Here is an 11,396-nt window from a genome sequence, read left to right as displayed (position 1 = left end):
GTACCCCAAACTTCCGCTCTAAGACTACTGAACTCTCTTCTTGGGCTAATTTCGCTAGCTTTAACTTAAATACTTTGTGATGTTTGGACATAAAAAGACCCCCAGTAATTGGATTGTCCAACTATTGGGGGTCACTTCATTTTGACCGTCGCTTTTTTAATAATGTACTAGAAGTTAAGAGATGTCTTATCTTGGTTTCATAACTCGGTTGATTGCTAGCAAATCATCTTCTGTTAACGTGCCGGCTGCGCGCTTAAGATCGATAATAGCGGTGATAAAGCTATAACGAGCATCTGCTAAATTGCGTCGAGCATCGAATAAATTACGAGTACTGTTTAGAACATCTACGATGGTTCTTGTTCCGACATCGAAGCCTGCTTCAGTCGCTTTTAACGCACTGTCAGCAGAGACAACCGATTGCTCTAACGCACGAATAGTTGAAACAGAAGCTTTTACGTCGTTAAATGAGCTTCTAACTGAGCGAACTGTTTGACGGTAAACGAGTTCTAGGTTCTCACTAGCAATAACATATCGACTGCGTGCTTGGTCTGTGCTGGTGCTTGTTCGACCGCCTTGATAGATAGGGACACGAAGGCTAAGGCCGATAGACTGGCTATTTAAAGTTGGAATGTCATTTGCCGGCTCGCCTTGTACTTGGCTAGTTCTGTCGTTTCTATCTAAGGATGCGCTAAGCGAGAGAGTTGGATAATGACCCGCTTTTGCAGCATCAATATCTTCCATGGCAATATCTTTGCCGAAGCGTTGAACTAATAAATCGAAATTAGATTCTTCAGCTAACTTCAACCAGTCGTCTACGTTTGCGGGTGATGGAGCCGTTGCTGTAAATAGGCTAGTATCCAAAACGGAAATATCTTTATGGTATTTACCCGTAATCTCACGCAATTCCTCTAAGCGCAATTCAAGTTGATTTTCAGCTCTAATTTGGCGAGCAACAGTGTTATCAAAGTTAGCTTGAGCTTCATGCACATCTGTAATCGCTGTTAAACCGACTTCAAAGCGTTGCTTGGTTTGTTCCAATTGACGTTCAATCGCTCTTAATTCTGCTTTCACAAATTCAACACTATCTTGCTCTCTAAGAACCGATAGGTAAGCATTAGTAACGCGAACGATTAGCAGTTGAAGTGCTGATGCTAAATTAGCATCGCCTTGCTGAGCGACTTTTTCAGCTCTATCCATTCCTATCCAGTTGGCATGGTCATAAAGCGACATGCTTAGATCAATGCCCATATTCAGAGCATCTGTTTCAGAATCTATAGTCCCGAATACCGCTTTTCCTTCGGAATCACGAGTAGTGATAACTTGATCACCTGAACTCAATGAATAAGAAACTGAACCAGAAATTTGAGGAAGAAGGTTAGCTCGACTCAAGGCGATTCCGCTATAAGCCAATTCTTTGTCCGCTTTTGCTCGATTAATCACGGGATCATTCTGTAGTGCAAGTTGATAAACTTGCGATAAGTCGTCTGCTAGTACCGGCGCGGTGAAAGTGATACCGATAAATAGTGAAAGTAGCGTTTTCTTCATAAAATGACCTTAAAAGTAGTGTTTTTTACATTCAGCATTGTATATGTGTTAAGTGTATGACATTAAAGTCTTTAAGCATAACGAATGGATGTTACATATAGCCACTAAGTGTAACAGAATGTGATAGTTATACTGAATAACAAATGTAGATTGTATAATTTAGTTCAATTGTGCCAAAGGGGATCATGATGAAGCAAACAGAATATACTAGTAAGGACACAAAAATACTGAGCGAAGAGACAGTTTATAAGGGTTTCTTCGAAATGAAAAAAATTGAAATGAAGTATAAATTTTTTGATGGTACTTGGAGTAAGGCTGTATCTCGGGAAATGTTTGAACGTGGTCACGCGGTTGCTGTGTTGCCGTATGATCCAATTACTGAGGAATTTGTATTAATAGAACAATTTCGTTTAGGTGCGATGGCAACCAGCAACAATCCTTGGATGGTAGAGGTGATTGCTGGAATGATTGAAGCGGGTGAGGACTTAGAAGATGTGTGTCATAGAGAGTCTTTTGAGGAGGCAGGTATTGTATTGACGCATTTACAAAAAGTGATGACGTACCTATCGAGTCCCGGTGGAACGACTGAAAGACTGCATATTTTTATGGCAAAAACTGATGCTAGTTTGGCGAAAGGTGTGCATGGCTTAGACACAGAATCTGAAGACATAATGGTTCACCGTGTGAAAGAGTCGGTGGCAAAGGTGATGTTGGAACAAGGCAAAGTTGACAATGCAGCCGCCATTATTGCACTGCAGTGGTTTTTCCTAAACAAACCCAAGCTCCTCAAAACCTGGAAATAGGACACACCTATTTCACTACAAATCGAAAAGCAAAATAGTCAGTAAACAAGACACACCTTTTTGTTACAATATGCGCAGAACCGAATAGCACTTAACAGGAAAAACTCAAATTGAAAAAGAAGTATGTACCGCACTTACCAAGCATTCTCGCAACCTGTGAGAACAACTATGCGTGTACGCTTAAACTTCTTCCTGACTGTGATTCAGAAAACTTAAGTTATGAATTCAAAATCAATGAAGACCTTAAATATAAAATTCAAATTTTGGATTCAACCAGATATACGAGTACGCTGATGATGTCCCAATTGGCTAGCAATACGCCGAGTTTCCTTAGGCCATCTATGGAAATTAGGTTGTATCATGATGCCAAGGTAGCCGAAGTTTTAAGTTGCCAGCGGATTTCAAAATTACAAGCTAGCTACGATTATCCCAATGTGAATATGCATTTGCGCAATGAGAAGCAAATGGTGAATGTGTTTTTAGCTGAGTGGTTACACTTTTGCTTGGAGCAGCAAAGAATGAAAATAACAACAAGCTAAATTTCAATAGGCGATAAATGGACCACATCATATATTTGCATGGATTTCTCAGCTCACCCAAGTCTGAGAAAGCTCAACTAGTTTCAAATTTTATATCTATTAAATACCCAAATATCCAAGTGCACATGCCAACGCTATCAGGCAATCCAGATTTAGCTCTCGAGACTGTAGAAAACCTTATATCGCGCCTGATACAAAACAAAGACACACCTATTGAAAAGCTATTATTCATTGGAAGTTCAATGGGTGGCTACTTGTCAACGTACTTTGTTGAAACCTATGGTGGAAAAGCAGTTTTAATTAACCCAGCTGTTGAGCCATTCGAATTAATTGAAGATTACAAAGGATTGCACACAAACCCGCATACGGGCGAAGTTTTTACAATTGACCAATACAGTGTCGACAAATTACGCCAAATATACAAAAAAATTCAAGTAAACGATCCTAAGTATTTGGTTTTTCTTCAAAAAGGGGATGAAGTTTTGGACTATCGATTAGCTGAAAAAAAATACGGTAGTCATCGGTGTAACATTGAAAATGGTGGAAACCATGGATTCTTAGGTTTAGAGAATCATTTGAATGATACGATCGAGTTTTTACTTCAGGAGTGAGTTTCATAAGAATTCTAGTTTGAAACTTTGTTGATTTTGCATTAATCGAACGTTGAAAAAGGTGTGTCTTTGTTGTTGTATTTTTGAGCTCTGAAAATTAGCTAAAAGCTTCATTGCTCATGAGCTTCAGCCTTGCTAATATCATCCGTAATAATTTAAGTCACAACTTAAGCAAGAGACCATGTCAACACAATATAATTCTGATGCTATTGAAGTCTTAAATGGCTTGGATCCCGTCAAACGCCGACCGGGCATGTATACAGATACGACTCGCCCTAACCATTTGAGCCAAGAAGTTATAGATAACAGTGTTGATGAAGCTCTCGCTGGGCATGCATCCTCAATTAAAGTTATTCTGCATGATGACCAGTCTCTCGAAGTTATAGACGACGGTCGCGGTATGCCGGTTGATATACACCCTGAAGAAAAGATTACGGGTGTTGAACTGATCATGACAAAGCTGCATGCTGGCGGAAAATTTTCAAACAAAAACTACGAATACTCTGGTGGTTTGCACGGCGTAGGTATTTCTGTCGTAAACGCTCTCTCTACAAGGGTTGAAGTTAATATTAGGCGAGATGGTAATGTCTATCAAATGGCCTTTGAAAACGGTGATAAAGTTGAAGAACTCACTATCATCGATACCTGCGGTAAGCGAAATACGGGAACTAGTGTACATTTTTGGCCTGACCCAAAGTATTTTGATACAGCTAAGTTTTCTGTCACAAAGTTACTGCATGTTTTGCGTGCTAAAGCGGTTCTTTGCCCTGGCTTAAAAATACGTTTTGATGACAAAGTTTCAAAAGAAACAACAGAATGGTATTACGAAGATGGTTTAAGAGACTATCTATATCAGTCTGTGAAAGATTTAATTACCTTGCCAGAAGATACGCCTTTTGTTGGTTCTTCATCAGGTAACGGCGAAGCGGCTGATTGGGCGGTCATGTGGCTACCAGAAGGTGGCGAGATGATAACCGAGAGCTATGTAAACCTGATCCCCACAGCTCAGGGTGGCACGCACGTTAATGGTTTGAGACAAGGCCTTTTGGATTCAATGCGTGAATTTTGTGAGTTTCGTAACTTATTACCCAGAGGGGTTAAAATAACTGCTGATGATATTTGGGATCGCTGCAGTTACATCTTGTCGACTAAAATGCATGATCCTCAGTTTGCCGGGCAAACGAAAGAACGCCTATCGTCAAGACAAGCCTCTGCATTCGTCTCTGGCGTAGTTAAGGATTCGTTTAGCCTTTGGTTAAATCAACATACTGATGTCGCAGAATTACTTGCTGAGATGTGTATAAATAATGCGCAACGACGATTAAGACAAAGTAAAAAAGTCGCTAGAAAGAAAGTAACCTCTGGACCTGCTTTACCAGGCAAGCTGACTGACTGCTCAACTCAAGATATTAATTATTCAGAACTATTTTTAGTAGAAGGTGATTCTGCGGGTGGATCCGCGAAACAAGCTAGAGATAGAGAGTTTCAAGCCATAATGCCTTTGCGCGGTAAAATTCTGAATAGTTGGGAAGTAGATTCTTCTCAAGTTTTAGCGTCGCAAGAAATCCATGATATTTCTGTTGCACTAGGAATCGACCCTGATTCTGATGATTTAACAGGTTTGCGTTACGGTAAAATATGCATTCTCGCGGATGCCGATTCTGATGGGTTACATATAGCAACTTTGCTGTGTGCGTTGTTTGTTAAACACTTCAGAGCACTAGTAGATCAGGGGCATGTATATGTTGCAATGCCTCCATTATTTAGGATTGATATCGGTAAAGAAGTGTTCTACGCCCTGGATGAAAGTGAGAGGCAAGGCATTTTAGATAGAATTGAAGCAGAAAAGAAACGTGGCAAAGTAAATGTACAGCGCTTCAAAGGTCTAGGTGAAATGAATCCCCTGCAGCTACGAGAAACGACGATGGATCCCAATACTCGAAGATTGGTTCAATTAACCAGTGAAGACTCTGAGATAATGTTGGAGTTAATGGATATGCTTTTATCCAAAAAGCGTTCTCCAGATCGTAAAGCTTGGCTTGAAAGCAAAGGTAATTTGGCGGTAGTTGATTAGTGCTGTTTTCCAATTGGCTGTTTAGTTGACTATGAAACGTTTCATTAAAATTTTCTTTTTAGCTCTAGTTTGCTTGTTTGTCCTTCTCTTAGTGCTTTTGGTCGATCTATCCCCAACTGTTGGGAAGCATGCGCATAAGCAGGTAGAAAATGCCGAAAATGTGACTGATTTAATTTATCAGCTACGCAAAAGTTTTCGAAATAGATATCAGCCACAGCAAATTGATATTACCTACTCTCAAGCAGAAAGTTTGTTGGGTTTTTCTCAGCGAGCACTGCCGAATGTTAGTAGCGACCTTAGATTATCCGAAACAAATGCTGAAATACTCGTTTCATACCAATTACCAGCTTACTTATTTTCAACTTATATCAATGCGTCGATACGAGTTAACGAAGGCTCTAAATTAGATATAGATAGCGTTACTGTTGGATTAATCACTATTCCTGGCACTTGGGCGCTGACTTTGGCCGAGTCTTTAGTCAACTCTTATACAAAAAGCGAAGTAGCGTCAAAAGCAATTGAGTTGATAGCGAAAACTGAAATATCTATCGACCATGTCATTATAAACCTGAAACCCCTCGATACATTTCTTAGAGAGCTAAAAAATGTCAATACATCAGGTGAAGCAGAACAAAGGCAAATATTAAGAACAAAAACAGTTCATTACCTTAGGTTACTGGAAGGCTTATCTGATCAAACTCACTCCGATAGGAAAAATAAAGACACACCTCTTAGTTTCTATTTGAACAAGATCATGATTGAAGCCAAAGCAATCAGTACTAAAGAAATTCAAGGCAATATAAACTCAGCCGCATTAGAGAATGAAGCCGCGATCATTGCATTAGCTATCTACGCTGGCCATAGACGATTCTCGACACTCTTTGGTGATCTTTCATTCGCTCTTGATTCTATCCCAACAGCTGATTCAAAGCCTGTATTAGCAAATAGAAAAGATCTGAGTTTACACTTCATATTTTCAGCTGCAATAAAGCTTCTGTCAGAACAGGGAATTAGCATCGCAGTTGGAGAATTCAAAGAGCTTATGGATAGAGGGAAGGGGGGATCTGGTTACAGTTTTGTCGATTTGACGGCGGATATGGCCGGAGCTCATTTTGCCACCCTTGCAGTAGATCCAATATCAGCAGAGCATTTACAGCATATTTTGTCGATGGAAGAAAATGAAAACCTATTCTTTCCAAGCATTGAAGGTCTTGAAGAAGGGATAAATAAGTCTGAATTTAAACAACGCTACAAAGATATTGAGAGTGACCAATATTTAGAAGTAGTTCAGGAAATTGAGAAGCGTATAAATCAACTTCCAATAAACAATCTTCAAAACTAACTAATTTTTATTGAAATAACCGTAAGGCAGTTGAAACACCTTTGAGTTTCTTTTGTTTCAACTTTTTCCTGTATTCTTCCATCGATGCCACACCGCCAACAACATAAGCAAACTCGGATTCAAAACTGGTCGATAATTTCAGCCAGTTTTTATCTGTTATGCCGCATTGAAGCAGTAGACGAGATTCTATCTGTTGCATTGAAGTTTTAACCTGACGGGCGTTTCTTATTCTAAACGCGGTTTGTTCTAATAAATGAAGGTAGCAGTCTAGTTTAATGTTTAGGTAGGTAGAATGATTTTCAAATTGGGTTTTTAAGCGCTTCAGATTTGAAGGTTGCTGTCCCTCTTTTAGAGCCGCCAAGCGTTTTTTGATACTTGTATAATGTGATGACTCTAAAGATGACGCTACACCGGCCCTGATTGGGTTTAAGTCAACGTAAATCATACACGAGAGAATTGCTTTATCATCCAAAAGTGCTTGGGATTTAAAGCGGGATTCCCAAAACTTGCCGGTACAATCATCTTCTTTATTTGCTTTTGTAGCAATATATTGATTTAGGGCTTTCATGAAGTAACTAATGCTGGTGAGCCTCTTTCGATAGATTTTTGCTGTTTTTTTTATCGTAGATATCTGCATTGAAGTGAATTTTGCCCTTTGTGATGGGTCAATAAACAAGGATGAAATGGCTTTACTAGGGTGTACGGAGTGCCAACGTTCTAAAACTTGGAGATCACTCCATCTTTTAGCTCTTTCTGTATCTACATGCAAAACTAAATGGTTGTGATTATGCATAATTGCGTAAGCGCAAATGTTGATAGCGAAAGCAGCAGTAAGTTTGTCCAATCGCTTTTCAAACCAACTTCTGCGATGCTCATAATCACTACCTGTTGTCTTATCATACCCGCACAAATATGCTTTTCGCACGCAGCGGCTAATGCAGTGGTAGTAGGAAGTTTGAGACAGTATTATCTGTTTGCTGCGAGCTATCGGCATTTTTCTTTGTCCTATATTTGGCTTTCATATAGGGTATTGCATTGGATGAAATTAACTAGCTGACTTGAGGTACAGTTTTATTGCTTAGTCAAAGTCGGCTTGTCAGAATAAAGACACACCTATTTCTGAAAATAGGTGTGTCTTTATTGCAGGGATAAGTTTCAGGGTAATAAAATAACTACAGCGTCTCCTTGAACTTCGCCAAGGTAATCAACATCAACTCCATTTTCTTCACAATACTCACAATCGCCTTTTCGATGTCAGTTTCCTTGTCTTGTAATTTTGTTATATCCATTGCAAGCTCGTCGACATATGGTCCGAAACGTTTACTTCTGGTCTCGAAACCACTATCTTCGGTAAAAATGACCGAGAACTTTCCTTTGCCGGATTTCTGTAAGGCGTCGAGTGCTGTATCCGCATCAATAGCCTTTCTGTATATTATTTGCATATTTTCAGTTATTTTTGTTATAACTTGTTGCACAAGCAACTCCTAAAATTATTCTCAAGAATATGGCTGAATTGCCGATAAACAGATGAAGTGCGCAATTCTGCCCACTTTTTTATGTTGCTACAAGTAATAAAAGGAAAAGGTATGGATATTTCAGGTACTAGTGCCTCAGCCGTATCCGGTGCGTTGGAGATCAAATCTGCTCAAATGGCCAAAAGTCGTATTGAACAAGATGGTCAAGCAGCGCTTCAGCTGTTAGAAGCGGCTGACGTACCAAAGCCAACATCATCTAATGGTTTAGGTTCTGTTATCGACACATATGCCTAAACTTTCTTCTGATGAAGGTTGTAAGTTTAAATCAATCGGTGTCTTGCTAGGTTGTCCCCCAATTTCAGTTACAAGTTTTGGGACAAGAAACCCTGGCAAGCGCTTTATCAAATTCCTCATTAGCTCTTTGGCTAAAGCAAGGTCTACTTCAAAATGAGCAGCACCTTTTACTTTGTCTAACAAATGCAGATAGTAAGGCATTACGCCAATTCCAAACAGTGCCTCACTCAAAGCTTGTTGTTCCGCAACGTCATCATTTATTCCTTTTAAAAGCACAGCTTGATTTAACAATGTAATTCCATTGTTTTTCATTCGTAAGCATACTTTTTCTAATTCAGGGCTCACTTCATTTGCATGATTAGTATGCAAAACCAGGATTTTTTGGAAACGACATTTTGAGAACCAATCGATAAATTCATCATTTACTCTAGATGGAATAACAACGGGAAGCCTTGTATGGATCCTGAGTCGGACTAGATGTGGAATTTCTTCAAGCTGAGCGACAAGCCACTTTAAATGATTATCTTTGGACATTAGTGGATCTCCACCCGACAAAATCACCTCATTAATTGCGCTATTGTTTCGGATATATGCGAGCGCATTTTCTAATTCGCGTTTGTTTACCGCGTTTTCCTCATAAGGAAATTCGCGTCTAAAACAATATCTACAATTTATTGCGCATCCCGTTTTTACAATGAGTAAAACTCGGTTCTCGTATTTATGTAACAGACCTTTGATCTTGTTGCCTTGCTCGTGAAGAGGGTCTTTGACGAAACCTGGTGTGTCTTTATACTCGATAAACTGTGGAAGAACTTGCATAAGCAATGGGTCTTGGATGTCTTTCTTCTTCATCAAGTTCGCAAAGTGCCTAGGTACTCTCATTGCAAATAGTTTCCTTGCTTGACTGTTTTTGTCGGCTAAGGAAGGGTCTAATTCTAAAAATTCTAATAACGATTCTAGTGTTGTAAAGCTATTAGCTAATTCTTTTTGCCAGTTAGACTCTACAGCAAAGGTATTTTTAGGTATTATTCGGTTCACAGATATGCTCACAACGTAAAATTTTAGAGGAACTATGGCTAATTACAGCACAAACGAGTTCAAAGCGGGCTTAAAGATAATGCTCGACGGCGAACCTTGCAACATTCTTGAGAATGAATATGTTAAACCAGGGAAAGGACAAGCGTTTAGTCGTGTTAAAATCCGTAAACTGATTTCAAATAAAGTTCTTGAAAAAACCTTTCGTTCAGGTGATTCAGTCGAAAGTGCAGACGTTCTTGATACTGAATTATCGTATCTTTACACAGATGGCGAATTTTGGCACTTCATGAACAACGAAACTTTCGAACAAATCGCAGCTGATGAAAAAGCACTCGGTGATAGTATCAAATGGTTGGTAGAAAATGATGTTTGTACTATTACTCTATGGAACGGCACACCCATAGCAGTTACGCCTCCTAACTTCGTTGAGTTAGAAATTACCGAGACTGATCCAGGCTTAAAAGGTGATACCGCAGGTACCGGCGGAAAACCAGCTACATTGGCAACTGGAGCTGTTGTGCGGGTGCCTTTGTTTGTTCAAACAGGTGAAATCATTCGTGTTGACACTCGTAGTGGTGAATATGCGTCACGTGCACAAAAATAAGCAATCTAACGAGGTTGGTAAAGGTTTGCCGACCTCGTTCACAAACCGATGAGAAAAACCCACCAATGGGAGCCATCAGCGTCGTTGCAATCCCTATCAAAAAGAGCTGAAATTCTTTCGCGTATTCGAGCTTATTTTGCTGAACAAAACGTATTGGAGGTTGAAACTCCAGCGATTTCGCCATCAACTGTTACTGACGTGCATTTAGAGGCATTAACTACACTGCACACAAATCCCCTTTCCATTGTAAAGACACACCTATTTCTGCAGACTTCACCAGAATTCTATATGAAGCGTTTACTGTGTGCCGGATTCCCAAGCATATATCAAATCTCTAAGTGCTTTAGAGATGATGAAGTTGGTCGTTACCACAACCCTGAGTTTACTTTGCTTGAATGGTATCGATTGGGCTTTTCTATGGAACAGCTGATAGATGATGTAGATAACATCCTACGTCTTACCTTAGACACACCTATTTGCGAAAAAACTTCATATAGCGAACTTTTTGAAGAGCACTTAAACATAGATATTATAAACGCTCCAGATGAACAAATTGTTGCGACTTGTATAGAGTATGGATACGAAAACCTCGTCCCTGAAGACTTTGAGGCAAAGCTGTCAGTTTCAGAGCGAGACAATCTTCTTCAACTATTATTTTGTGAAAAGATTGAATTTAAAATAGGAAAAAGTCGCCCCATTGCGGTTACTCACTTTCCAGCTAGCCAGGCGTCGTTAGCTAAAATAGATCCGATGAATCCACGATTATCTCTGCGATTTGAGTTTTACTATCAAGGTATTGAGCTTGCTAACGGTTTTGAAGAGCTTTCAAACTCAGAAGAGCAAAAAGCACGTTTTCAAGTTGATAATGATGTTCGGGCAAGACAAGGCAAGGCCATAAAGCCGATTGATGAGAAGTTTTTAAGTGCTCTGGATAACGGTTTACCTCATTGCGCAGGTGTAGCTCTTGGGATCGATCGTTTGATCATGTTGGCGTTAGACAAAAAGCATATCAGTGAAGTTATTAGTTTCGACTTTGATTCTCTTTAGTTTTAATCACATGGGACGCAATTA

At 39.6% G+C, this 11,396-nt stretch carries 12 protein-coding genes; 8 read left to right on the top strand and 4 right to left on the bottom strand.

The features are described 5' to 3' along the window. Window positions 1–186: 186 nt before the first annotated feature. On the bottom strand, window positions 187–1,545 hold the full coding sequence (gene tolC / locus ACKLNX_RS00955) for an outer membrane channel protein TolC (protein WP_412970898.1): 1,359 nt from the start codon (window positions 1,543–1,545) through the stop codon (window positions 187–189). 185 nt (window positions 1,546–1,730) lie between these two features. Here tolC and nudF point away from each other — a divergent pair, with 185 nt between their 5' ends. The 5 genes from nudF to ACKLNX_RS00930 all read left to right on the top strand — a co-directional run bounded on the left by nudF (window position 1,731) and on the right by ACKLNX_RS00930 (window position 6,914). Then, window positions 1,731–2,348, top strand: coding sequence for an ADP-ribose diphosphatase (gene nudF / locus ACKLNX_RS00950; protein WP_412970897.1), 618 nt, complete (start codon window positions 1,731–1,733; stop codon window positions 2,346–2,348). Between the two features lie 110 nt (window positions 2,349–2,458). After that, window positions 2,459–2,887, top strand: a complete 429-nt coding sequence (locus ACKLNX_RS00945) for a DUF1249 domain-containing protein (RefSeq protein ID WP_411693303.1) — start codon at window positions 2,459–2,461, stop codon at window positions 2,885–2,887. A gap of 17 nt (window positions 2,888–2,904) precedes the next feature. Further along, a complete protein-coding gene (locus ACKLNX_RS00940) occupies window positions 2,905–3,498 on the top strand; it encodes a YqiA/YcfP family alpha/beta fold hydrolase (RefSeq protein WP_412970896.1) in 594 nt (197 codons plus the stop codon). A 181-nt stretch (window positions 3,499–3,679) separates the two neighbouring features. Further along, on the top strand, window positions 3,680–5,572 hold the full coding sequence (parE, locus tag ACKLNX_RS00935; RefSeq protein WP_412970895.1) for a DNA topoisomerase IV subunit B: 1,893 nt from the start codon (window positions 3,680–3,682) through the stop codon (window positions 5,570–5,572). A gap of 31 nt (window positions 5,573–5,603) precedes the next feature. Then, entirely contained in the window at window positions 5,604–6,914 is a 1,311-nt protein-coding gene (locus ACKLNX_RS00930) for a hypothetical protein (RefSeq protein ID WP_412970894.1), read from the top strand. 7 nt (window positions 6,915–6,921) lie between these two features. Here ACKLNX_RS00930 and ACKLNX_RS00925 read toward each other — a convergent pair whose 3' ends face one another. Continuing rightward, entirely contained in the window at window positions 6,922–7,908 is a 987-nt protein-coding gene (locus tag ACKLNX_RS00925) for a hypothetical protein (RefSeq protein WP_412970893.1), read from the bottom strand. Between the two features lie 178 nt (window positions 7,909–8,086). Then, the gene (locus ACKLNX_RS00920) at window positions 8,087–8,389 is read right to left on the bottom strand and encodes a hypothetical protein (RefSeq protein ID WP_412970892.1); all 303 of its coding nucleotides are present in this window, start codon (window positions 8,387–8,389) and stop codon (window positions 8,087–8,089) included. A 111-nt stretch (window positions 8,390–8,500) separates the two neighbouring features. On the opposite strand from ACKLNX_RS00920, the gene ACKLNX_RS00915 reads away from it, so the two are divergent. Next, complete coding sequence (locus tag ACKLNX_RS00915) at window positions 8,501–8,683, top strand: hypothetical protein (protein WP_411693297.1); 183 nt, start codon at window positions 8,501–8,503, stop codon at window positions 8,681–8,683. Here ACKLNX_RS00915 and epmB read toward each other — a convergent pair. Further along, window positions 8,654–9,721 (bottom strand): EF-P beta-lysylation protein EpmB, encoded by a 1,068-nt coding sequence (gene epmB / locus ACKLNX_RS00910; protein ID WP_412970891.1) that lies wholly within the window; start codon window positions 9,719–9,721, stop codon window positions 8,654–8,656. The two genes, ACKLNX_RS00915 and epmB, sit on opposite strands and share 30 nt — an antisense overlap. A 34-nt stretch (window positions 9,722–9,755) precedes the next feature. Between epmB and efp the strand changes: the two genes are divergently transcribed. Together efp and epmA are read left to right on the top strand one after the other, a co-directional pair. Then, window positions 9,756–10,325 (top strand): elongation factor P, encoded by a 570-nt coding sequence (gene efp / locus ACKLNX_RS00905; protein ID WP_411693295.1) that lies wholly within the window; start codon window positions 9,756–9,758, stop codon window positions 10,323–10,325. Window positions 10,326–10,373: 48 nt separating this feature from the next. After that, window positions 10,374–11,372: an elongation factor P--(R)-beta-lysine ligase gene (epmA, locus tag ACKLNX_RS00900; RefSeq protein WP_412970890.1), complete on the top strand. Its 999-nt coding sequence runs from the start codon at window positions 10,374–10,376 to the stop codon at window positions 11,370–11,372. The last annotated feature ends 24 nt before the right edge of the window (window positions 11,373–11,396 follow it).

The sequence above is a fragment of the Glaciecola sp. MF2-115 genome, assembly GCF_047250385.1.
GTDB lineage: Bacteria > Pseudomonadota > Gammaproteobacteria > Enterobacterales > Alteromonadaceae > Glaciecola.
Note: the sequence above shows the minus strand (reverse complement) of the source record. Positions and strands in the feature narration are given on the sequence as shown.